Here is a 21,580-nt window from a genome sequence, read left to right as displayed (position 1 = left end):
TTACACGTGAGGATTGTCATAATGCACTGTTCCCTCCCGGTTATAGGATAAAGTTATAAATGAAAATGATTATCATTACCATTGATTATACATATGATAATTGAAAATGATTATCATTGTCAAGATAGAAGGACATCTTTACATTTTTATAACAAAAAAACCAGTAGCCAACGGCACTGGTAACGATAATCCTTCATTAGCTCTTATGTAGGTCTACCTCCCTTTCCTCGATAATGCTTGCATATCCGCCAACCATTATGTTTGTGATGGAGTCTTTGTTAGTATCTAGTCTTACTAAAATCTCTGAAGGTTCACCCATTCCATATCCCTGCTCAAACTTTAGGTTTCTCTCATTTGGTTTTATCTTTTTGTACTGAAATAGATACGCTGCCAAGGCGGCATTAGAGGTTCCTGTAGCACTTTCCTCTTTAATCCCATAGAGTGGAGCAAAGTTTCTGCAGTGAGCAATTGCTTCCTGGTGGACCGGTTCCAATGTAAATAAGTGATAACCGACTGTATCGTATTTTCTACTAACCTGTTTTATTTTTTCAAAATCTGGTTGAATAGATTGTAAGTCCTTGTAATTTCTTATGGGAATCATAATATCCTTTAGACCAGTGGAAACGATTTGAATGGGTAGTTCAGACATCAGAGAGTCTTTACTAATCATCAAGGAATCAATGATTTCCTCTGAATCCACTATGTCTAAGTATCTTGGTTCTGTTTGTTGTAAATATACCTTCTTGTCTTCTTCAATCAATACCTGTAAAATTCCAGCTCTGGTTTTAATGGAATAAGTTCCTGGTTCAAGTGAGATTTTTTGAGCAAGACAAGAGAATGTTGCAATGGTTGCATGTCCACATAGATCCACTTCTGATTCAGGAGTATAATACCTTACTTCATAATGAACGTTATGGGAAGGGATAATAAACGCTGTTTCTGAAAAACCCAACTCCCTCGCAATAAATAACCTATCACTTTCCGACAGATTACAAGAGTCCAACCCAACTCCAGCCAGATTGCCCCCGGTTCCATTTTTCGTAAAAGCAGATACCACAAAAATGTTCTTTTTCATACATTCCCTCCTTAGCAAATACACGTCTTCCGCTTCATTCCAACCCTATTCTTCGACTCGACTTTTTCTATATAATCGAGAGCTACAGGTACCTTGCATGCTGTATTTCCAACATTAACATGCACTTTCCCAATGTATCTGGCGACATTTTTCGCTTCCTCTGTTAATTCAGGAACATACGTACCTACAGAAATAACAAATCCATTCATAACATAACGAACTCGATTTTTCTCGGAATGAATCGTCATTTTCACTTGAAGTAATAGTTCTTTAATCTCAGTAATATCTAGAATATCATCTGGCGTAATGGATAGATAATTCGAATACGTACTCCATCCACAGACTGCGACCATTTCATCCTCAGAATGCATCCATTCTCTTGCTAGCTCAAGTGCGAAATTGCTTTCGGCTGTTACACCTGCAACCGTATATTCTGCAATCAAATACCAGTACGCCTTTTTTACCCACTCTTGTAAGGTTTCCTTTGAGAGCAGCTTGGGATTGATGGAAAGCCCGGCTAAATACATCGCGTCATGGTTTCCGGAATCATATAACTGTAGGGCCAACTCCTGATCTTTTTTCACGTATTTCACAAGCTTTTTTAAATCGCCGATTTTCACCCCAAAATACGGCTCTTTTACTCCATGATTCATATAGATTTTCTTTGTTTGTTCCGAGCCTAATTTACTCAGCTGACCCATAATTTCCTCATATGTCATCTTTTCAACTCCTCTAATTTGTCATTACACATTATAGATAATACTTATTTCCACATGAAATGATGGAATCCTCTCTTTAAGCATATATCTTGAGTTCAAACTATATTTGTATTATATTAATTACTAGTTAAATTCTAACGAAAATGATACTCGTCGGAGTTTTTGGAATACTAAACAAAAAAGGAAAGTGATCACATCATGAAACATACGGATTTTAAGGAAATTTTACACGGCCGCCGTTCTGTGAAAACCTATGACCCTAACGTAAAGATAAGCCGTGAAGAAATGACAGAAATTTTAACAGCAGCAACTACAGCACCATCTTCAATCAATATGCAACCATGGAGATTTGTGGTAGTTGATACTCCTGAGGGAAAAGAACAAATGTTGAAGCTTGCACAGTTTAATTCCTCACAAGTAACAACTTCTGCTGCAGTAATCGCCGTATTCGGGGATATGAATAGTATTGAGTATGCAGAAGAAATTTACGGAAAACAAGTGGAACATGGATTTATGCCGGAAGATGTCAAAGAGAAGCTTTTGTCTATGTACGCTCCTCTTTACAAAAACATGCCAGACCAGTCCATGAAAGAATTGGTTTTGATTGATGCGAGCCTTGTGTCCATGCAAATTATGCTCGTTGCCCGTGCACACGGATACGATACAAACCCAATCGGTGGATTCGATAGAGAATTGATTGCGGAAGCATTCGGTTTAGATAAAGAGCGCTATGTTCCAGTAATGCTTATTTCAATCGGAAAAGCAGCCGTGGAAGGTCGCCCTTCTTATCGTTTGCCAGTGGAGACCGTTACTACTTGGAAGTAATCACAGAGACACCAAACCTGATCAAAAGGTTTTGGTGTCTTTTTATCTTTCTTTTAGTAAAATATAAGAAAATCAGAAAAGGATTATGTGGTTCATGATAAAAATAGTTACACTCCCCTTATTTGGCCAGGAAAGAAAAATACGTTTGTACTTACCTTCTAATTATGCTGAGACAACGAAGAGATATCCCGTTCTTTATATGCACGATGGCCAGAATGTCTTTGGAAATGACGAGGCGATAGGTGGCGTTTCCCTTGATTTACATACCTATTTGGAACAAGAAAAAATGGAACTGATTGTTGTAGCTATTGATCAAAATACCACTGGAGACGAGCGAATAAATGAATATTGCCCTTGGACCAATGGTGACTTTAGTGAAAAGTTATTGGGTGTAAAAAGTCCATCTGGTGGCAAAGGGAAACAGTATGTAGACTTTATCGTTGAAACTCTGAAGCCTTACATTGATACCAATTTCCGAACCATAGACAATCAAACCTATATGGCTGGGATTTCGCTTGGAGCCTTGATTACTGTCTATACAGCTTGCGCGTATCCCCACATCTTTACGAGAGTTGCTGGATTGTCTTCTGCTTTCTATCGAAATCAAGAAGAACTAAGAAAGCTTGTACAAGCATCCGATCTTGCTAGACTGGAAAAAATATATTTAGATTGTGGAACAAATGAAGCTGTGAATAATGAGGTGTTAAGCAAGCAATTTTTACAATCAAATCTAGAAATCTATGAAATTCTAAAGGAGAAAAATAATCAGACAATCTTCCAAACCTTAGACGGTGCTATTCATAACTACACAACGTTTAAAAAACGTGTTCCCGCATTTATCTCTTATTTAATGGGGGAAAATTAGATTGAATAGGAAATACGAAGAGTTTCTTCTAGTCAGTAAAAAATTAAACAAAGGCTTGAATATCGTACCTGTATTGTACGGATCATTAGGTCTTGAAATCGTAACTGGGATTGACTTTTCTCCACAAGATATAGATATTTTGGTTCCTAAGAGGTTTCTTGATGAAAATTGGCCTCTTTTAATGGAGACAATGGAGAAACTGGGTTATACGCAAATCGATTTACATGAACATAAATTCAAAAAGTCAGACATTGAGATTGGCTTCGCCTTTGAAGAGCATCTTCTCCCCTTCGCCCGTATTCATTATAATAAATTAGAAATAATCACAGACCAGAATGTGAGCTATAAATTATTATCAGAGGAAGAGTACTTACTGGTATATAAGCAATCTGTCAAGGACAGTTACCGGAGAACGAAAAACAATAATAAAGATCTGAAGAAAATAGAAATATTAGAAAAAATTTTGAATTAACCACCAAACAAAAATGTTTGGTGGTTTTTCCCGTCTAAAAAATATCCCTTTGACAATAAAACCGTCCAGACGGTACAATAAATATATTCAAATGTAAGCAAGGAGATTGAACCATGGAATCAAAAGCGAGTCAGAAACGCCGATTGATCTTGCAAACAGCTATACAAATCATACTAGAGAATGATTTTCATGCATTAACGTTAGACGCCGTGGCAAAACAAGCAGGCATTAGTAAGGGCGGATTGTTATACCACTTCCCGAATAAAGATAGTTTGATAAAAGGTTTGGCCCAATTTATATTCGAGGAGCTTTATGTAAATTTTGATCAAATTGCTGAAAAAGACACACAGGAATCTGGGAAATGGACTCGCGCGTTAATCGAAGCATCGAAAACGGATTTAGAGCAAAATGCAGAGTTGAATGTCGGGATCTTTGCTGCCTCTTACCTAGATCCCGATTTATCTAAGGACATTTCAAAAGGTTATCAATCCATTCTTACGAAATTAGAAAAAGACGGCATCCATCCGGTGACAGCAACCATTGTGCGCTTGGCATTAGATGGCCTTTACTACTCGAAAATGTTAAACATTGCCCCCTTAGAAAAAGAGCGACAAGATGAAGTGTTTCAGCAATTATTTGCGATGACGGAAAAGAAGGAGTAACCTCTATGAATGCTTATGTTCTTTTGATCTTCTCCATTGTCTGTGAAGTGTTTGGTAGCTCTATGCTAAAAGCAACCAATGGATTTAAAAAACTCCTCCCAACGATGGGGTTAGTCATTGGGTATGGATTAGCGTTTTATTGCTTATCCCTTTCTCTTCAGACCTTATCTCTGGGAGTTGCTTACGCCATTTGGGCCGGATTAGGCACCGCACTTACCGCACTAGTTGGAGTCTTTATTTACAAGGAACATTTTAATATGAAAAAATTATGGGGATTGGTGCTCATAATTGGTGGGGTTATTTTATTAAATATAGGAGGTGGTCATTCATGAAAGGCTATCTGTTTTTAACCATATCCATTATTTCTGAGTTAGTAGCTACCTCCTTGTTGAAGTTGTCAGATGGGATGACCGTCTTACTCCCTTCCCTTGGCGTCGCTGTTGGATACGGTCTAGCATTCTACTTTTTATCCTTGTCTTTAAAAACGATTCCACTCAGCTTGGCCTATGCGATTTGGTCCGGTGTTGGGACCGCTTTAACGGCTTTAATTGGTGTCGTCTTTTGGGGTGAAGTTCTCACCATTCTTATGTTAGTAGGGATCGTTTTTATTATGAAGTCGTTCATGAACAAATGAAAACAAGTATGGAGCTGGACAGCTAAATGATCCAGCTCTTTTTATGTTATCTTTCTCTGATTCCCTTCCCTCTTAGCCTGGCACCAACAATGGATTCTACAATTCTTGACTGGATCTCTTCTTTTTTTTGTTTTGGGTTTACATAAACATTTAAAGTCCTGGCTAATTTGATTAAGTTCACCTTTGTTTTGAGTGTCTCATGGTTTGTAATAAATGATTTTCCAATCTGGACGTCTTCCATTTTCTCAAGCTGATGTTGAATTTGTTCGAATTCATTTGTCTCTGTTTGGACTTCTTTCCCAAAATGACAGGCTATTTTTTCATATAGAATGTTTTTTGTATCACTAGATTTCGTCTCAATTTGAAAATAGTTACATAGTGATAATAGGGATTTTTTTGTGTGTGATTTTAAAACCTTCTCGACCCCTTTTACATCCTTGGTCTTATTTATGTCTTCTTTAATGTCTTCATACGGATGGCTTTGTGGGGATATATCCTTATATTGAAGGCTAGCGCTACCCGTAAGTAATTTATCTACCTGTTCTTCTGACAAATGTTTAAAGGTATCCAACATCACCTGTATAATGGCCTCAGCTCTCTTTTTTGACATGTTCCCCCTCCTATAAATGTGCCAGCTGCAGTATTTCTTCTGCAAGATGTTGAATCTCTTTAATAATCTCTTCTTGTTGCTTTGTTACCTTTTTTAAAACTACTGGAATTCCTGACTCAGGAGCATCCGCATATAGTGTTTTATTTTCGCGTAGATAGGAGGAGAAAATATGAAAATCATTTCTCACTTGTCTCATGTATTCTTGTTGAATGGTAATTGGCTTTTTCCCATTCGTAGATATCATCGTAAAAACCACCCCGAGCATCTCAGGAGAAATCTCAGTCAACCGGTTAGCGTCACCTTGACGAAGATGATGATTATATTTATCTTTTAAAATATGGATATGTCGAATAAGAGTATGAATCCCAAGAGTGGATAGATAGTCTGCCTTGGCAGGGACTATGTAATAATCGCTCGCCACCATAGCGTTTTGAGTAACGATATTAAAATTCGGTGGACAATCGATAAGAATCACATCATACTCCTCTCTAAGAGAATCCAAATTTCTTTTTAAAAGAGATAACACACGTAAATAATTCCCCCGAATCGCTCGGTCTGTCGGACCCCCTAGCCTGCTAGAAAGCTCCATATCCACATGAATCAACTCTAAATGAGAACAAATCAGATCAATTTTTCCATCGGGATTAAATAATGAATGAAGCCGGTTATTCACTTGATAAGGAGTAATAATAGAATTTTTTAGGGGTGCATTTGTGTTATGATCTAAAAATTCATCGTACCAGTCCTTGATTGTTCGTTTCTGTTGATCTAGATTTCGCCATTCTTCAAAGCTTACAAAGGAAAGAGTAAGATTGGCTTGAGGATCTAAATCAATGAGGAGCACTTTCTTGCCCTGGTTCGCTAATTCCGCTGCAACATTTGACGTAACGGTTGTTTTCCCCACTCCACCCTTATAATTCATAACTGAAATTATCCCAAATCCATCGCCTCCTGTGTTCCGTTCTAAGTCTCACAGTTTCATATATATGCGAGGCATCTTTCTACATGTAAAAAAGAAAGACCTAACCTTTTATTGGTCAAGTCCCTTGGTAATTATTTTGAGAACTGGGGTATTCCTTCGGCTGAAAGGTCCAATTCACAAAGAAAATTCCTAATAAAATAAAACAGCCTCCGATGTACACGTACCATTCCACCACTTCGTCCAACAACACCCAGCCTGACAGCACTCCAAAAAACGGAGCTAAAAATAGAAACGCACTCGTCTTGCCTGGATCGCTCTCATTTAACAGGTAAAACCAGACTGCAAATTGGACGATCGATGCCATGATTGCTAACCAGAGGATGATAAATACGGATGTTGGATGGAGGATTAGTTTAGGGGTTTCCATTGTTACTCCCATGATTAAAAGGAGAATTCCTCCAAACAGCATTTGATAGGCAGTTAGCACCCAGACATTAAAACGTTGCCTCCAGGCTTTGATTAGGACGGTAGCTATTGACCACGAAATGGCCGCACCAAGCCCCAGTATGGTTCCCTCTTGTAGTTGAAGATGAAAGCCAAGTGTAAGGAACACACCGGTGAACCCTAAAATCACCCCAATCCACTGTAAGAGTCGGTATCTTGCACCTAAGAAAAGAGTGCTTAAAAGGACTACCATTAGCGGATTGCTAAAGGTTAGGATGGATGATTCTCCAGCTGTGATTGTTCGCAAGCTTAGGAAAATACACCCCATAACCCCAGCTGTCTGAAAAAGACCGACTAGAATCATTCGGCCCCAGTCGAGAGCTTTGCGAGGAAGTGGTTTCTTTATCACGATTAATGCCATGATGATGCCTGCAATCGTAAACCGGAGACCTACTAACAAGAGTGGAGATACATAGTCAAGCCCAATTTTCCCCACCGTAAAAGAGGAGCCCATAAGAAAGGTGGTGATGATCACAAGGCATCCGTATAGAATGGGATTCATAGATTGGATCACTTCCTTTTGGTATTGAAACAGTATTCCCTATCATTATATAGGAATCATCGTGTTGTTGTTGGGATAGGGATTCCTGACGACCAGAAGTTTTAACGAGTAACTGAGTGGATATCTTCATTCGGGCGATCAAGACTATTAGTTTGTTTTATGATTTCAAACGTTCTTCATTAATGGAATGAAGACCATTACCAGAGTTCTGTTTACAGAAAAAGGTCTTCATCGGAGGAATGAAGACCATATCTACGGTGGCTGATTTAGGTTAGAAGTCTTTATTTTGGTTATGAACATCATTTCGGAGCTTTTGAAACTGTGTAACGTCCTTCATCCGGCTCATGAACATCATTTTGGAGCTTTTGAACCTGCGTAACGTCCTTCATCCACCTCATGAACGTCATTTCGAAGCTTTTGAACCTGCGTAACGTCCTTCATCCGGCTCATGAACATCATTTTGGAGCTTTTGAAGCTTCGTAACGTTCTTCACCTATACCACATCCCTAACTAGATACCATTCCCTTCTTCGTCCGGTATAACGCAGGAACGATTGTGAGGGTTTCCTCCATTCCATAGAGATTTTCTATATAGGGGACGATTTGTTTTAATTGGTCATGTAATTGATACAGTAGTTGCTTACGGTGCTCTATTTCATCACTGTCTGCGCTGTCCATCCAGGTTGATACTCGTACCCAAGTGCGCGTTAGGCGCTCCATTTCCTCAGCATTTTGATAAATGGCCGACAACGAGTATTTTAATTGCTTTTTCGCCAAGGTTGATTGTTGTAAGGTCGATAGAGTCGTAAATAGCAAGGTATTTGCTCCATTAAGCAGAGGGGCCATCTGTTGTTCAACAGGGGTATTACTTACCGGAAATTCTTTGAGTAACTCTTGAATTATTCGATAGCTCTTCCATACATGCTTTAACATGTAATCACCCTCCTAATAATGACGACTCGTCTGAATAGGCTTCTAATGCTTTCATTGTATGTTTGGGACAATCTATGTTATGTCACTGAAGGGTTTCTAGAAAAATATAAAAAGGGCGTATCCAATTGGATAAGCTCCCTTTTATTTACCAATAAACATTTGTGTCCAGTAGTTTCCTGATTCTACATAACCCACACCAATGTAGTTGAAGTTCCCATTTAGGATGTTTTTACGGTGGCCTTCACTATTCATCCATGCTTGTACCACTTCTTCAGGTGAGCGTTGTCCCATGGCAATGTTTTCACCAGCATATTGATACGAAATGCCAAACTGCTTCATCATATCAAAAGGTGAACCGTACGTTGGGCTTGCATGGCTGAAATATCCATTATTTGACATATCAAGTGATTTTTCACGAGCCACTTTGCTTAAAGCTGTATCTGCTTTTAAAGCTGCTAAACCATATTTTGATCGTTCTTGGTTAGTAAGTTCGACCACTTTTTGCTCATAGGCACTTAATGAGCTAATTGTTGTTTGAGCCGGTTCTGTCGGTTCCGTTGATGATGCTGGCTGTTGAACAGGTGTTTGTGTTGTAGTTGTTTCATTGGTTGGTTGAGTTGGCTGTTGTGATTGTGGCTTTGCTGTTGTATTCGTATTGAACTTGATTCCTAGATTAGCAAAATACTTTTGAAGATAACTATTTAATTCATTTACGTTAGAGCCTTGATATACAAAAACTTTCTGTTGAACAGTAGTTGTACTTTCAGCAGCACTAGCTTTTTCTCCCATTGGATTTGCTACGGCTAACGCTGCAGCAGCTGCCACTGTAAGAATGACTTTTTTCTTTATCATGTTTTCTTCCTCCTAAAATCAATTGGTCGTTCATGACAAATTCATCGTATCATAGGTTTTTTGTCATATTTCAGGAAGGAATTAACAACTTTTTATAGCCCCATGCATCGTTTTACCGTTTTAGCTTCATTTCACTTACCTTACTAGGAAATTCTAGTATTTTTCTCATCTCCCCAAAGTCTACTAAATATTTGAAGGGCTACCAACATATATACTATAGTCTGGGGTTGACAGGCCTTGAGATTCGTTCATTTTTTTACAAATATTTCAGAATAATGTCAAAGCTGGAGTTTTTACTGATTTATAGACTTTCGTCGCTTCATATCGGAATCCGACACATTGATAATTTTGCTTTTGGTACATTTCTCTTGGTGTATCGCTGCCTTCTGCTACTAAAATGATCGTTTTATCTGAGAAATGTTCCATGACGTATTTTTGAAGTCTTGTTCCAATCCCTTTGCGCTGATAATCTGCCTTTACCGAGAAATCATCGATTTCAACAGTGGCATCAGAAAGAATTAAGTGAACAGATCCAGCTGGTATTCCTTTGTAATACGCAAGTAACTGAACAATTATTGGATCTTCAAAAAAACTCTTGTACAAGGCAATTTTTTGCTCAGCAAAATTTGTTCCAAATGGAATATCCTGCTGGTACTGTAGTGATAAAAAGTCCTCTAGGTTTTCCTCAGTGACCTGGTGAACGCTGATATCTGGGTGATCTTCAACGGGTGGAAACCGGTTTGGCTCTAACGTATATAATTCTAATTTTTCTATTTCAAATTGGTATTTTGTTAAAACATCCTTTATTTGATCAGGGATTTCTTCGTCCGCTGGAAAGTAAAATTTCACATGCTTTTGGTCATTTTTCATATGGAACTCACGTAAGTATTGTAAATCTTGTTGGAACTCTTCTACAGCTACCCATGTTTTATACTCTATAAAATTACTATTATATCTTGAAAGCATTTCGGGATAATGGATATGCTTAAGCTGTTGCGTTTCATGTACAATATGACCTACTTTATGTATATCTTTAAATGTAACTTGTCTCACAGTCGTTCTCTCCCTATTAGAAATAAATTACTTGAAGTATACTGAAAATTGCCTAATTAATCCAGATTTATTTAAGAAAGGAGATTTCATATGAATTTCAACTTAAGCGAAGCTATAGAGGTATTAGAAAAAACTCCTCGAACATTAGAATCCTTCCTTCTAGGTCTCTCAGAAGGTTGGTTACATGGCAATGAAGGTGAAGGCACTTGGAATACTATGCAAATCATCGATCATCTGATAGATGGAGAAACGACGAATTGGATTCCTCGGTTACAGATGATTCTCGAGGATGGAGAAAGCAAATCATTTCCTCCTTTTGACCGTTTTGCCCATTTGCAACAAAAGCCCGAACAGACTCTGGTTGAAAAGATTAAAGAGTTTAAAAGATTACGTGAGGATAATATCACAAAGCTTAAGGTACTAATGGATTCAGAAAACAAGCTTGAGCAAACGGGTATCCATGCAGCTTTTGGTGTGGTAAAGGCTAGAGAATTAATTTCCACCTGGGTCGTACATGATCTTACTCATATTACACAAATTGTTCGTGTAATGGCTAAACGCTACCGGTTAGATGTTGGACCTTGGGAGGAATACTTAGGAGTTTTGAAAAAGTAGGTTTAAAAAAACGGTGATTCTCCACCGTTTTTTTTCAGAACTAAAGTCCCCCTATTTTAGGTAATGTGACTCTTGTATTTATAACAATTTATTAAATTTTCAGAAAGTTAATAAAAAAATACAGTTAATCTCAAAAAAGTGCTATTTATCAGCCCATATTATATTTCCTATTCGTGATACCTTAGTTATGTAAGGGCTTACATAGAATGGTAGAGGAGGGATCATTTTTTTCCTAATGGAACTACTTATTTAAGGAGGAAAAAGAACGTGCTAAACACATTGAAAAAGCATGCAAAATCCGCTATGTTAGTTTCTATTACAGCTGCTATGACATTTTCATTCAGCGGACATTCATCGGCAAAACCATTAGGCGCAACCACCGCCTCATTTCAAACCGTCACTGAAATTGAAGATTGGGGTGCCGCCGTTACAAAGGTGATCGTCGACATCAATACACCTATTCCCCAGAGTTCTGTATTAGAGGAAACGTTTCAAGTACATGTAAAAAGAAGTGACAACAGATTGGCCAATCCCTTTTTAGAGGAGGGGTATCGTAAAGTAACAGATGCTTATGTTTCTGATGCTAAAGGAAAACCAGCCGTAAGAGGGAAATACGTGGTATTAGAAATGGAGATTGGTCCGAGTGTTTCACTTGGTTCCCCCCTAAATTATTATGGTAGAAATTTGTGGATTGAAACAGACTATACGATCACCCAAACGAAAGACATCGTGTACGAATCAGGAACCATTTCCGGTTTAACCATTAGCAAATCGAATGGAGAAATTCGTGAGTTGATAGAAGATTTTTCAACAGGAAGCTTTACACATGAGGACACGACACTAACTTATGCAAACTATGAACCTCAAAAGACGAAAGGGGTAGAAAAGAATCCGTTAGTCATCTGGTTACACGGTGGTGGCGAAGGTGGAACAGATGCGACGATTCCACTCGCCGCAAATAAAGCCACTGCTTTTGCGTCAGATGAGATTCAAGCATACTTTGATGGTGCTCATGTGTTAGTACCTCAAACTCCAACTAGGTGGATGGAAGGTTTTACAGGTAACGCAGATGGCACTTCGATCTATCAAGAGGCCCTTATAGCTTTAATTGAGGACTATGTTGCCAATCATAAAGATGTTGATCCAAATCGCATATACATTGGTGGAGCTTCTAATGGTGGCTATATGACCATGTTAATGATTCGTGATTACCCACAATACTTTGCAGCTGCCTTCCCTGTCTGTGAAGGATTAAGAGATTGGTTAATTTCGGATGCTGATATCCAAGCCTTGAAAGAAACACCGATTTGGTTTGTACACGCTAAGAATGACACAACGCTTCTACCTGATCAAAACACCGTACCAACCTATAACCGTTTACTTGCAGCAGGAGCCACAAATGTCCACTTATCATTATTTGACGATGTTCATGATACATCCGGATTATATAAAAATGCAGACGGTACGCCCCACCAATACCCTGGACATTGGTCTTGGATTTATGTTTACAACAACGACCCAGTCACTACAATCAATGGCAAATCAACCACGATCATGGAATGGATGGCAGCTCAGTCAAAATAAATATGGATGGAAAAATGCATTCTTTCATTAGAATGCATTTTTTTTTACTATCTACTCCCTTCTACTCTACCTCAACGATTTTTGCGAACTCCTCAAGACTCGTCGAATACTTAATATATATTCGTGGCAATAGATAAAGCTCATCTTTCCCGCCTGTCTTTTGAAATTTTTCTGGAATGGTCGTCACACCAAATGAATAGTATTTCTTTGTTTCTTCAATAACCTTTTTATTCACAGCCCCAAATGGATAGGCAAGTGCAACCACTGGTTTGTTTGTTATTTGTTCTATTTTATCTTTCGATACTTTCAGTTCATATGGATAATTTTCTACTTTCGTCAAATCTGGATGGGTAGCGGTATGTGATTGGATCGAGATCATCCCTTCTACAGCTATCCTTTTTAAATCCGATTGTGATAATCGGTTGGAACGACCGATAAAATCAGAAATAACGAAAAAAGTCGCCGTCGGTTGGAAACGTTCATTTCGAAGCTTTTGAAATATTTCTATCACATTCCAGTTGTTTTTGTACCCATCGTCGAAGGTAATGAAAATCGGCTTATTAACTTTATTCATGTCCTGCCAACGTTCAAATGTGAATAATGTGAACCCATGATCTCGCAAATACCTCATTTGTTCCTCGAAATTTTGTGGAGTGACATATAATTCCTTAGAACCGAGACCATTATATTTATCGATGGAATGATAAATTAAGATAGGTACTTTTTGTTGGGCAAATATTGGTGATGGAAGAATGTGGATAAGAATAAGTAATGCTGCTATTGGTGTTTTTTTCATAAGCAAACCCTCTCTAATCTATTTCAGTTTCATTCTCTACCTAGTATGGTTCATTAGGAATACTTCTATATTTATCAATTTAAAAAATTAAACCAAGCACCTCAATCTAAATCGTATATATATTATTACGAAAGGTATGGATATGTAATATCTGGAGGTGCTTGTATGGCGATAAGAAGAGCTAATGCAGTAGAAACTGACTATATTCTTAAGGTTTCTGGATTGGTAATAAATGAAAGCACAATGGGATATGCCACTAACAATATCGAATATTCGTATGCTATGTTTCTACCGGTCATTCAAAATGGTGGCTATTATTTAATTGAAGAGGAAAGTAGGATGATTAAAGGCTGGATTTTATTGACGAACGATTGGAATCCGATGACTGGTCAGCAGATCGGACATCTTGTCCAATTATATGTGTTTCCTTCTTTTAGAAAATTTGGTATAGGGAAAAGACTAATGAAAGCAGCCATCCAAAATCTTCAAAAGGAAGGTATAAATACAATCCAGTTGAATGTATTCTCCGGAAACCCGGCTAAGAATTTGTATCAAGCGCTTGGGTTTAAAAAAATTTCTACGATTATGGAATTACAATTGGAGGATTCCAGCAAAGCTGATTGAGAACAATGGGAGAAATAAAAAGGCCACACTTCTTAGAAGAAGTGCAGCCTTCTATATTACGGGCTAACCATTAACAAAGAGCCGCCCCAACAATAATTAATAAAATGAACAGCACTACGATTAAGGCAAATGTTCCGCCTCCACCGAAGCCACCTACTCCAGCTCCGTAGCCATAACCACCAAATCCAGCACCGCAATATCCATAATTACCATAACCAAATCCCATGTTTCATTCTCCTTTCTTTTGATAGGATTAATAACAAACTATTGCGGTAGGACCCGATTTGAGTGGGTAATTTCCTATTTTTTTACGAAATGGTTGTTTGCCTATTTATTTTTGATCCAGCGATTTTTCTCGAACAAGGAATCAACACAAAAAAGCTCACAGATTTTAATCTGTAAGCCTTTATTAGTTTATTGATTCTTAGAAATCATCTCCACCAAATTTTCCTTTGGTTGAAAGCCAATTACTTTATCCACTACTTCACCGTCTTTAAATAGTAGGAGTGTGGGAATGCTCATGACCCCAAAGTCAGCTGTGGTTACTTGATTATCATCTACATTTAATTTCACAATTTTCACCTGATCTCCCATTTCTTCATCTATTTCTTCAAGAACGGGAGCAATCATTTTACATGGTCCACACCAAGGTGCCCAAAAGTCAACAAGAACTAAACCGTCCTTTGTTTCATTTTTAAACGTTGAATCTGTAATATTGATTATGCTCATCATTATCCCTCTTTCTTAGATGTTCTGTCTTTTTTCTATGCGATTATAGGCTGATTTATTAATAGTTTGAGCTTCTTTTGTTTCTTTAGGAAGTAACGAGGTGAGCTCCATAAACCACTCTTTATCTTTTATCATAAGCGCGACATCAATAAGATCTTGAATTGCTTTCTTTGAATAAGTGACGGATGTTTCTAGCGGACTCATTTTAATAGGGTTCGCGGAGATGACCCTTCCCTCCATTTCTTCGTTGTCACTTTTAACGACCCTAACTTTCATGTTTTGAGAAAATGGTTCATCACTATGAATATAGCCATGAAACAACTCACCGTAGTTTGTTTTTCCTCTAACCCATTCTCCTGTTTGGAAAGGTTTCATCCCTTCGCACCACCTTAACTGTAATTTATTATGTTACATTTCAAATAAGCTTTAATGTTGATGAAATCCTGTTGATGGATTTGTAATCAAAAATTCCTCCTTTGGTAAAAAGAAGTACTGAATCCATACACCATCTAAAAATTCCTCACGAGTATCTAGAAGAATATCAATGTCTTTGTCTGTTTTGACCACTTCATCATGTTCCGTAGGCGTGTCTAACTTCAAATCAAAATGCGCGTGATTCACATGGTTTTCTGTCACGTATACACGAATCATCTTGCCTTGTGCCTCTTCGCTTTCCAACATCTTTTTTAACATCTTTGCTGCGTTACGATTGATTTTTACTTTCATGGGTAGATCTCCTTTTTATCTGTAATAATTTTTATTACATTTATTCGAAAAAGCAAAGTGGGATTTATGCTTCTTTTTGTTTCACTAATTCAACTACTTCTTTTATTGTGTAATCTTTTAAATATAGACCTAAATGTTCTTCCGCCCCCATAAAGATAGTGAACAGGACACTTTTCATATTCGCTCCAACAATGCACTGACCGTTAGACTCTGTACATTTGGGCTGAAGAGCACCTTCAGAAGTGATTTGATAAATATCCCAAAGATTGACCTGATCCAACTCTAAGGCAAAAATAAATCCGCCACCTGTGCCTTCTTTGGATGTAATAAAGCCATTTTTCTTTAATAAGCTTAGCACTTTTCGAATACGAACGGGATGTACTCCTGCACTCTCCGCAATATACTCACTAGTTGACATTCGGTCCGGCTGCAACGCCAGAAGAGTTAAACTGTGAATCGCAAGTGTAAAATCACTATTCAATGGGTTGCCTCCTACGAATTGTTTTCAAAGCTTACTGTAATAATATTCATTACAGTAAAAGATGTCAAGTACAAAAACCTATATGCAGAAAAGAAAAAAACCTAAATCAGTAGATGATTTAGGTTCTTTTTTTAATTATGAACAATCACTTCTGCTTTCTGATTGCTTTTCACCAAGTGGTTCACGGCACTAAACAGTGCACGGATAGAGGAAGTCATGATATCTGTATCGATTCCACAGCCCCAATGGACGGTTCCATTTTGATCTTTTATACCAATGTAGGAGACGGCATTTGATTTTGATCCCATTTCTTGCGCATGCTGTTTGTACTCTAAATCGCTAAACTCAATGCCGAACCTCGTTTGTAGCGCATTGCTCACGGCATCCAGTCGTCCATTTCCAACACCCGGAAGCTCAAGTTCGTTTCCTTCAAATTGAACCGTTACGATGGTATCGTAGTTTTCATTCTTAGCTGTTTTCGATTGAATAAACTGAATTGGATCAACAATATTCACATAACCATTGATAAAGATGTCGTAGATTTCACTAGGCATAAGCTCTTTATTTTCATGGTCAGAGACATTTTTGACGGCATAACCAAAGTGTTCACGCATTTTCGGTGGAAGATCAAAACCGTATTGCTGTTCTAATAGATAACCAATTCCGCCTTTACCAGACTGGCTATTGATACGAATAATATCTCCTTCGTATTCTCTTCCGATATCCTTTGGATCAATGACTAGGTAAGGAACATTCCAAGTGGTATTGTCCTTTTCTTCACGCCACTTAAAGCCCTTTGTAATTGCATCCTGGTGTGATCCTGAGAAAGCCGTGAATACTAGCTTGCCAGCGTACGGATGTCTTTCATGAACCTTCATTTTTGTTAAACGTTCGTACGTTTCCATTATTTCAATGACATTTTCAAAGTGTAGCTGTGGGTCAACGCCGTGAGAATACAAGTTCAGAGCTAGTGTCACGATATCGACATTCCCTGTTCTTTCACCGTTACCAAATAATGTTCCCTCAATACGTTGTCCGCCTGCTAACACCGCCAATTCCGCATCAGCAATGCCGCTACCTCGGTCATTATGTGGGTGTATCGATAGGATGACATGGTCTCGGTAGCTTAGATGATCACTCACGTACTCGATTTGACTCGCATACACGTGTGGCATCGAGTGAGAGACCGTCGCCGGTAGATTGATAATCGCCTTGTTCTGAGCTGTTGGCTGCCAGACGTCAAGGACTCGATTACAAATATCTAGAGCAAATTCCATTTCCGTTCCTGTAAAGCTTTCAGGCGAATATTGGAAAACAAACTCCCCTTCAGTTTCCGCCGCATACTTCTGTAGGAGCTTCGCACCTGTTACCGCAATATCAATGATTTCCTCTTTTGATTTTCTAAACACCTGTTCTCTTTGAGCAACAGACGTTGAATTATATAAGTGTACAACCGCTTTCTTTACCCCTTGTAATGATTCGAACGTTTTCTTAATGATATGATCCCTTGATTGTGTTAACACTTGGATCGTTACATCGTCTGGAATTAAATTTTGTTCAATTAATGTCCGTAAGAATGTGTACTCGGTTTCAGAGGCTGCTGGAAAGCCAACTTCAATTTCTTTGAACCCAATTTTTACGAGCAATTGGAAGTACTCTAGCTTTTCTTCAAGTGTTAATGGAACCACCAATGCTTGGTTCCCATCCCTTAAATCCACACTACACCATAAAGGCGCTTCTGTAATGTATTCCTTCTCCATCCACTTCATGCTTTTGACAGGAGGCATAAAATAACTTCTAGAGTACTTCTCGAATTTTTCCATTGTCACAACGACCTTTCTTCAGAAAATATAAAAAGCCCATCATCTCATAAGAGACGACAGGCTTTGCCTACGTGGTACCACTCTTTTTGGTTCGATGCTAGATGCAACAAACCCACTTTATGACTTGATTACGGTTGTCATCCGTTAAGGCCTACTACCACTTCAGCCTTACCACTTCTGGGCGAGTTGGGGGATTTATTGACTGTCTTTCACCAACCGACAGCTCTCTATACAATAAATGAACCTTAATATTCCCATTCACTGTGTTTCAACTTTTTAAATTTTCTTAATTCTATTACGAGTTATGGGATAAGTCAATCGTATTTTTGAAAAATTTTTATTTGTGTGAAAATATAGTTTATTTAGAAAGCGCTTACTCTCTTATGAACCACACCTTGGAAATGAGATTGTCTTTCGCCTCGTAAATCGCCATTAAACTGACCGTTTCACCAGTTACACCATTCGTGGCAAACTCCCAATCAATTACCTTGTTTCCAACAAGGGAGCGATTTTTGATTTCTGCGTGCATGTTCTTTTTGAAGGTTTCCGTATATCTATCTATTAGTGCCTGCTTCCCGTGTAATGTTACCGTATTGTCTGGAAAGGTATAGACGGTGATATCATCGGAATATGTACTTGCAAAGCCATCAAGATCACCGGCGTTGTAAAAATCGATTTGTTGTTGGACGATGGTTTCTATGGACAATGGGTTCACCTCATTATTAATCATAAACTTATTTTAACTTAGTATTTCATTGTCTTAGTTACTTATAGCTTTTAGCCATGTAATGCCTGTTGATGAAGACGTTTGTGTGAATTTATAAGTTGCTTCCTGTCTTATTTAACCCTTTATTCAGACTTGGATTGGATTATCCCTGTCGTTCTTATCTGAATGAGGTCCTGATTCGGACTCCTGTTGTTATAACGGTATCAATTTTGTCTGAATCAACCTTACATTTACGTAACCATCCCCCGAGCATCCACTTTCCAAACATCCATTACACGGCCATTGTCATGAACCACATATTCTTCAAACTGGTTAACCACCGTACATGCATGGTTGGGAATGATTTGTACTTTATCATTCAGTTTTAACGTTGTCGCCTCTAACAAAACTCCAACCCCATGTTCCTCCGACAAACGTTCTATGACGATTTCCGGATGTCCTATCACCTGCCCGAAACCAGTAACGGTTTGATTTCCATGAGCTCCTTTGTCTAAGCAAAGTGATTTACTTCCTGAATCAAAAATGACTCTGTCCTTATAGACTCCCACTACTGAAGCAAGCAGTGATAACGCACAACGATCAATAGAAGTCACACCCAATCCAGCCTGAATAGCATCAAAAAACACAGCATTTCCAGGTCGAATTTCTGTTACCCCATTAATCCTCCCAGCGGTCTTATAGGTGGGTGTGGAACCGACACTACGAACAGGAATGCTTATTCCTTCTTTTTCACACTCAATTGCACTTTCTACAACCGCATGGCCCTCGTGAAGTCCGATTGTCTCAATTTCTTCCTTTGTTTTTGCGGCATAGGAATGACCTGCGTGTGTAAAGATTCCACCGAGTTTTAACCTAGAATGAGTCATAACCGCCTTCGCTAAGATGACAGCTTCCTTCCCCGGATCTACCCCACAGCGATTTAATCCTGAATTTACTTTGATCCAAACTTCAAGGATAAACGGAGTATGCTCCAACTCTTTTTGTAAAAATGATAAAGATTCGGTGTTATCAACCGACACTTTTAGTTGTATGCCTAGTTCGAGAAGTTTGACTAATCGTTTGATTTTATCTGGACTAGAAATAGGATAAGCGATTAGAATATCTTTGATTCCGCCAGCTGCCATGACTTCTGCCTCACTAATTTTCGCCGTCGTAATCCCAACAGCACCTGCTTGTAATTGAAGTTGGGCAATTTTTATCGATTTATGTGTTTTAATATGTGGTCGATAAGAAATTCCCTGTTCTTTTGCGAAGGATGTCATTTCGTTAAGGTTCGATAAGAGTTTGTGATAATCAAGAAGCAATGAAGGTGTGTCTAACGAAATTATCTCGGTCATAGTCGCCCTCCTTTTTGAAGATGATTATTTCCATTATACAAAAAAGAAACTCCTCTTGAATGATCAAGAAGAGTTTCTTTTTACTTTTTATCCTTATTGTCATCCCCATATATTTCTTGAGAAAACTCCGTAGCAAAATTGGATTGCAGCGTTCCTCGAACTCGATCTTCCTGTCCTTCGATTCCGCCTCTTCGACTCACGATAAAATAGGTCAACGAGAACAGTACTACCATACTAACTCCAGTAATCAACCCAGCGGTCTGACCAGGAATTAACGGCATGCTGAGTAGCACGATAATTAAGCTGACCAATGCAATCCACGAAGTATAAGGAAATCCAGGCATCTGACAAATACCTCCTGGGGGACACCCATGCCTTTTGCGATAGCGAATATGACTGGCCATGATAACAGCGTAGGTGAAAATCAAAGCAAACCCACTTGATGTAATCAAGACCAGATAAGCTCTTGGAAACAAAAGGCCGAATAATAAGCCGGCGAGCATAGCTAATCCTGAAAATAATATTCCACGATAAGGAACGTCAGTTTTATCCTTTAACTTCTGCGGTGCATGACCTTCAATTACGAGTGATCGAATCATTCTTCCTAACCCAAATACGGCAGACAGCATAGCTGAAAGTATGGCTGAGATTAATACAAGGTTCAATGCGGTTCCTGCCCAACCGATTCCCCAGCGAGTAAGTGAGGCAACCATTGGACTTACGTTTTCACTTAGAAGAGCTGTCGGAATTAGTGGTAGTAGAACAAGCACATACAAAAGATACAAACCTACCAAACACAACACCGTATTTCGAATAGCTCTTGGAATGGTGTCTGTAGGATTGTCGGCCTCGGTTGCAGCAAGGGCTATAATTTCAAAGCCTGCATATGTAAAGATGACCAACAGCATGCTCCCTGCAATTCCACTAACTCCTCCTGGCATTAAAGGTTGTCGTGTGACTTCACCTAACCCGATCGCCGATGTACCAGGAAACACTCCTAAAATTAACCCTAATGCGGTTAAGATAAAAAAGATGATCGCGAACACCTTAATTGCTGATAAGCCACTTGTAAGTTTTCCTATTTTGTCTACTCCAAGTAAATTGATTAGCGTAATCCCTACAATAATCGATCCACCCAGCAAAGCAATTGACACATTGGGGTACCAATTAGTGATTAACATGGAGATGGCCGTCGCTTCACTGGACATGGAGAGAATCGTACCCGTCCAGTAAAGCCAGCCCACAACAAAACCCGGTCCCTGTCCAAGCTCTCGAGCTGCGAACGTACTAAAGGAACCAACCGTTGGACTTCCTACCGTCATCTCTGACAAGGCATACAGAATAAAATAAACAAGTGCTCCCCCTAAAATAAACGATACTAATATCGCTGGTCCCGCCGCATTGATAGCAACTGCTGAACCGAGGAAAAAGGAACCTCCGATGACACTTCCTAACGCCATCATTGTCAGCTGCCAGGCAGACAACCCTTTTCTTTCTTTCTTCATTCTAAT

At 38.7% G+C, this 21,580-nt stretch carries 27 protein-coding genes and 1 other annotated feature; of the genes, 9 read left to right on the top strand and 18 right to left on the bottom strand.

Annotated features, from left to right (window positions below):
- Positions 1-196: 196 nt before the first annotated feature.
- Entirely contained in the window at positions 197-1,075 is an 879-nt protein-coding gene (locus tag BKO01S_RS03755) for a PhzF family phenazine biosynthesis protein (protein WP_066048807.1), read from the bottom strand.
- A gap of 11 nt (positions 1,076-1,086) precedes the next feature.
- Complete coding sequence (locus tag BKO01S_RS03750; RefSeq protein WP_066048804.1) at positions 1,087-1,794, bottom strand: DNA alkylation repair protein; 708 nt, start codon at positions 1,792-1,794, stop codon at positions 1,087-1,089.
- Between the two features lie 198 nt (positions 1,795-1,992).
- On the opposite strand from BKO01S_RS03750, the gene BKO01S_RS03745 reads away from it, so the two are divergent.
- From BKO01S_RS03745 to BKO01S_RS03720, 6 genes are all read left to right on the top strand, one after another.
- Positions 1,993-2,619: a nitroreductase family protein gene (locus BKO01S_RS03745; RefSeq protein ID WP_066048801.1), complete on the top strand. Its 627-nt coding sequence runs from the start codon at positions 1,993-1,995 to the stop codon at positions 2,617-2,619.
- Between the two features lie 94 nt (positions 2,620-2,713).
- The gene (locus BKO01S_RS03740; RefSeq protein WP_066048797.1) at positions 2,714-3,484 is read left to right on the top strand and encodes an alpha/beta hydrolase; all 771 of its coding nucleotides are present in this window, start codon (positions 2,714-2,716) and stop codon (positions 3,482-3,484) included.
- A 1-nt stretch (position 3,485) separates the two neighbouring features.
- Complete coding sequence (locus tag BKO01S_RS03735; protein WP_066048795.1) at positions 3,486-3,956, top strand: hypothetical protein; 471 nt, start codon at positions 3,486-3,488, stop codon at positions 3,954-3,956.
- Positions 3,957-4,069: 113 nt separating this feature from the next.
- Positions 4,070-4,618 carry a TetR/AcrR family transcriptional regulator gene (locus tag BKO01S_RS03730; protein WP_066048792.1) on the top strand — a complete coding sequence of 183 codons (549 nt, stop codon included), beginning with the start codon at positions 4,070-4,072 and terminating at the stop codon, positions 4,616-4,618.
- A 5-nt stretch (positions 4,619-4,623) separates the two neighbouring features.
- Positions 4,624-4,950 (top strand): DMT family transporter, encoded by a 327-nt coding sequence (locus BKO01S_RS03725; protein ID WP_066048789.1) that lies wholly within the window; start codon positions 4,624-4,626, stop codon positions 4,948-4,950.
- Complete coding sequence (locus tag BKO01S_RS03720) at positions 4,947-5,252, top strand: DMT family transporter (RefSeq protein WP_066048786.1); 306 nt, start codon at positions 4,947-4,949, stop codon at positions 5,250-5,252. Before BKO01S_RS03725 ends, BKO01S_RS03720 begins: the two co-directional genes overlap by 4 nt.
- 46 nt (positions 5,253-5,298) lie before the next feature.
- Here the strand turns inward: BKO01S_RS03720 and BKO01S_RS03715 are convergent, their stop codons facing one another.
- The 6 genes from BKO01S_RS03715 to BKO01S_RS03690 form a co-directional block, all read right to left on the bottom strand.
- Positions 5,299-5,862 (bottom strand): hypothetical protein, encoded by a 564-nt coding sequence (locus tag BKO01S_RS03715; protein ID WP_066048783.1) that lies wholly within the window; start codon positions 5,860-5,862, stop codon positions 5,299-5,301.
- 10 nt (positions 5,863-5,872) lie between these two features.
- Entirely contained in the window at positions 5,873-6,784 is a 912-nt protein-coding gene (locus BKO01S_RS03710; protein ID WP_066048781.1) for a ParA family protein, read from the bottom strand.
- A 115-nt stretch (positions 6,785-6,899) separates the two neighbouring features.
- On the bottom strand, positions 6,900-7,790 hold the full coding sequence (locus BKO01S_RS03705) for a DMT family transporter (protein ID WP_066048779.1): 891 nt from the start codon (positions 7,788-7,790) through the stop codon (positions 6,900-6,902).
- A gap of 506 nt (positions 7,791-8,296) precedes the next feature.
- The gene (locus BKO01S_RS03700; protein ID WP_066048776.1) at positions 8,297-8,722 is read right to left on the bottom strand and encodes a hypothetical protein; all 426 of its coding nucleotides are present in this window, start codon (positions 8,720-8,722) and stop codon (positions 8,297-8,299) included.
- A 141-nt stretch (positions 8,723-8,863) separates the two neighbouring features.
- On the bottom strand, positions 8,864-9,571 hold the full coding sequence (locus tag BKO01S_RS03695) for a CAP domain-containing protein (protein ID WP_066049568.1): 708 nt from the start codon (positions 9,569-9,571) through the stop codon (positions 8,864-8,866).
- Between the two features lie 270 nt (positions 9,572-9,841).
- Entirely contained in the window at positions 9,842-10,627 is a 786-nt protein-coding gene (locus BKO01S_RS03690) for a GNAT family N-acetyltransferase (RefSeq protein ID WP_066048772.1), read from the bottom strand.
- Positions 10,628-10,717: 90 nt separating this feature from the next.
- On the opposite strand from BKO01S_RS03690, the gene BKO01S_RS03685 reads away from it, so the two are divergent.
- Both BKO01S_RS03685 and BKO01S_RS03680 read left to right on the top strand, forming a co-directional pair.
- Positions 10,718-11,242: a DinB family protein gene (locus BKO01S_RS03685; protein WP_066048768.1), complete on the top strand. Its 525-nt coding sequence runs from the start codon at positions 10,718-10,720 to the stop codon at positions 11,240-11,242.
- Positions 11,243-11,509: 267 nt separating this feature from the next.
- Complete coding sequence (locus BKO01S_RS03680) at positions 11,510-12,826, top strand: prolyl oligopeptidase family serine peptidase (protein ID WP_066048764.1); 1,317 nt, start codon at positions 11,510-11,512, stop codon at positions 12,824-12,826.
- 61 nt (positions 12,827-12,887) lie between these two features.
- On the opposite strand, the gene BKO01S_RS03675 is transcribed toward BKO01S_RS03680, so the two are convergent.
- Entirely contained in the window at positions 12,888-13,622 is a 735-nt protein-coding gene (locus BKO01S_RS03675; protein WP_066048763.1) for a polysaccharide deacetylase family protein, read from the bottom strand.
- Between the two features lie 165 nt (positions 13,623-13,787).
- Between BKO01S_RS03675 and BKO01S_RS03670 the strand changes: the two genes are divergently transcribed.
- The gene (locus tag BKO01S_RS03670) at positions 13,788-14,246 is read left to right on the top strand and encodes a GNAT family N-acetyltransferase (RefSeq protein WP_066048761.1); all 459 of its coding nucleotides are present in this window, start codon (positions 13,788-13,790) and stop codon (positions 14,244-14,246) included.
- Positions 14,247-14,316: 70 nt separating this feature from the next.
- Here the strand turns inward: BKO01S_RS03670 and BKO01S_RS03665 are convergent, their stop codons facing one another.
- The 9 genes from BKO01S_RS03665 to BKO01S_RS03625 all read right to left on the bottom strand — a co-directional run bounded on the left by BKO01S_RS03665 (position 14,317) and on the right by BKO01S_RS03625 (position 21,574).
- Positions 14,317-14,472: a YjcZ family sporulation protein gene (locus tag BKO01S_RS03665; RefSeq protein WP_066048756.1), complete on the bottom strand. Its 156-nt coding sequence runs from the start codon at positions 14,470-14,472 to the stop codon at positions 14,317-14,319.
- A 188-nt stretch (positions 14,473-14,660) separates the two neighbouring features.
- Positions 14,661-14,975 (bottom strand): thioredoxin, encoded by a 315-nt coding sequence (gene trxA / locus BKO01S_RS03660; RefSeq protein WP_066048753.1) that lies wholly within the window; start codon positions 14,973-14,975, stop codon positions 14,661-14,663.
- Between the two features lie 15 nt (positions 14,976-14,990).
- Positions 14,991-15,350, bottom strand: coding sequence for an IDEAL domain-containing protein (locus BKO01S_RS03655; protein ID WP_066048749.1), 360 nt, complete (start codon positions 15,348-15,350; stop codon positions 14,991-14,993).
- 51 nt (positions 15,351-15,401) lie between these two features.
- Positions 15,402-15,701, bottom strand: coding sequence for an iron-sulfur cluster assembly accessory protein (locus BKO01S_RS03650; RefSeq protein WP_066048748.1), 300 nt, complete (start codon positions 15,699-15,701; stop codon positions 15,402-15,404).
- Between the two features lie 64 nt (positions 15,702-15,765).
- Positions 15,766-16,182: an RrF2 family transcriptional regulator gene (locus tag BKO01S_RS03645; RefSeq protein WP_066048745.1), complete on the bottom strand. Its 417-nt coding sequence runs from the start codon at positions 16,180-16,182 to the stop codon at positions 15,766-15,768.
- A 131-nt stretch (positions 16,183-16,313) separates the two neighbouring features.
- Positions 16,314-18,005 carry a 2-isopropylmalate synthase gene (locus tag BKO01S_RS03640; RefSeq protein WP_066048742.1) on the bottom strand — a complete coding sequence of 564 codons (1,692 nt, stop codon included), beginning with the start codon at positions 18,003-18,005 and terminating at the stop codon, positions 16,314-16,316.
- Positions 18,006-18,051: 46 nt separating this feature from the next.
- Positions 18,052-18,276 (bottom strand) — a binding site (T-box leader).
- A 102-nt stretch (positions 18,277-18,378) separates the two neighbouring features.
- Positions 18,379-18,711, bottom strand: a complete 333-nt coding sequence (locus BKO01S_RS03635) for a nuclear transport factor 2 family protein (protein ID WP_066048736.1) — start codon at positions 18,709-18,711, stop codon at positions 18,379-18,381.
- 251 nt (positions 18,712-18,962) lie between these two features.
- Positions 18,963-20,069 carry a D-TA family PLP-dependent enzyme gene (locus BKO01S_RS03630; protein WP_066048733.1) on the bottom strand — a complete coding sequence of 369 codons (1,107 nt, stop codon included), beginning with the start codon at positions 20,067-20,069 and terminating at the stop codon, positions 18,963-18,965.
- 80 nt (positions 20,070-20,149) lie between these two features.
- Positions 20,150-21,574, bottom strand: a complete 1,425-nt coding sequence (locus tag BKO01S_RS03625; protein WP_066048730.1) for an amino acid permease — start codon at positions 21,572-21,574, stop codon at positions 20,150-20,152.
- Positions 21,575-21,580: the final 6 nt, after the last annotated feature.

The sequence above is a fragment of the Robertmurraya korlensis NBRC 107688 genome (genome assembly GCF_001591645.1).
Classification (GTDB): Bacteria; Bacillota; Bacilli; order Bacillales; family Cytobacillaceae; genus Robertmurraya_A.
This window is presented reverse-complemented; position numbering and strand designations above follow the sequence as displayed.

What these genes read in the sequence shown, in the direction of transcription:
- BKO01S_RS03755 (WP_066048807.1), bottom strand. Translation starts at nt 1,075, where the DNA reads ATGAAAAAGAACATTTTTGTGGTATCTGCTTTTACGAAAAATGGAACC.
- BKO01S_RS03750 (WP_066048804.1), bottom strand. Translation starts at nt 1,794, where the DNA reads ATGACATATGAGGAAATTATGGGTCAGCTGAGTAAATTAGGCTCGGAA.
- BKO01S_RS03745 (WP_066048801.1), top strand. Translation starts at nt 1,993, where the DNA reads ATGAAACATACGGATTTTAAGGAAATTTTACACGGCCGCCGTTCTGTG.
- BKO01S_RS03740 (WP_066048797.1), top strand. Translation starts at nt 2,714, where the DNA reads ATGATAAAAATAGTTACACTCCCCTTATTTGGCCAGGAAAGAAAAATA.
- BKO01S_RS03730 (WP_066048792.1), top strand. Translation starts at nt 4,070, where the DNA reads ATGGAATCAAAAGCGAGTCAGAAACGCCGATTGATCTTGCAAACAGCT.
- BKO01S_RS03725 (WP_066048789.1), top strand. Translation starts at nt 4,624, where the DNA reads ATGAATGCTTATGTTCTTTTGATCTTCTCCATTGTCTGTGAAGTGTTT.
- BKO01S_RS03720 (WP_066048786.1), top strand. Translation starts at nt 4,947, where the DNA reads ATGAAAGGCTATCTGTTTTTAACCATATCCATTATTTCTGAGTTAGTA.
- BKO01S_RS03715 (WP_066048783.1), bottom strand. Translation starts at nt 5,862, where the DNA reads ATGTCAAAAAAGAGAGCTGAGGCCATTATACAGGTGATGTTGGATACC.
- BKO01S_RS03710 (WP_066048781.1), bottom strand. Translation starts at nt 6,784, where the DNA reads ATGAATTATAAGGGTGGAGTGGGGAAAACAACCGTTACGTCAAATGTT.
- BKO01S_RS03705 (WP_066048779.1), bottom strand. Translation starts at nt 7,790, where the DNA reads ATGAATCCCATTCTATACGGATGCCTTGTGATCATCACCACCTTTCTT.
- BKO01S_RS03700 (WP_066048776.1), bottom strand. Translation starts at nt 8,722, where the DNA reads ATGTTAAAGCATGTATGGAAGAGCTATCGAATAATTCAAGAGTTACTC.
- BKO01S_RS03685 (WP_066048768.1), top strand. Translation starts at nt 10,718, where the DNA reads ATGAATTTCAACTTAAGCGAAGCTATAGAGGTATTAGAAAAAACTCCT.
- BKO01S_RS03675 (WP_066048763.1), bottom strand. Translation starts at nt 13,622, where the DNA reads ATGAAAAAAACACCAATAGCAGCATTACTTATTCTTATCCACATTCTT.
- BKO01S_RS03670 (WP_066048761.1), top strand. Translation starts at nt 13,788, where the DNA reads ATGGCGATAAGAAGAGCTAATGCAGTAGAAACTGACTATATTCTTAAG.
- BKO01S_RS03665 (WP_066048756.1), bottom strand. Translation starts at nt 14,472, where the DNA reads ATGGGATTTGGTTATGGTAATTATGGATATTGCGGTGCTGGATTTGGT.
- trxA (WP_066048753.1), bottom strand. Translation starts at nt 14,975, where the DNA reads ATGAGCATAATCAATATTACAGATTCAACGTTTAAAAATGAAACAAAG.
- BKO01S_RS03655 (WP_066048749.1), bottom strand. Translation starts at nt 15,350, where the DNA reads ATGAAACCTTTCCAAACAGGAGAATGGGTTAGAGGAAAAACAAACTAC.
- BKO01S_RS03650 (WP_066048748.1), bottom strand. Translation starts at nt 15,701, where the DNA reads ATGAAAGTAAAAATCAATCGTAACGCAGCAAAGATGTTAAAAAAGATG.
- BKO01S_RS03640 (WP_066048742.1), bottom strand. Translation starts at nt 18,005, where the DNA reads ATGGAAAAATTCGAGAAGTACTCTAGAAGTTATTTTATGCCTCCTGTC.
- BKO01S_RS03630 (WP_066048733.1), bottom strand. Translation starts at nt 20,069, where the DNA reads ATGACCGAGATAATTTCGTTAGACACACCTTCATTGCTTCTTGATTAT.
- BKO01S_RS03625 (WP_066048730.1), bottom strand. Translation starts at nt 21,574, where the DNA reads ATGAAGAAAGAAAGAAAAGGGTTGTCTGCCTGGCAGCTGACAATGATG.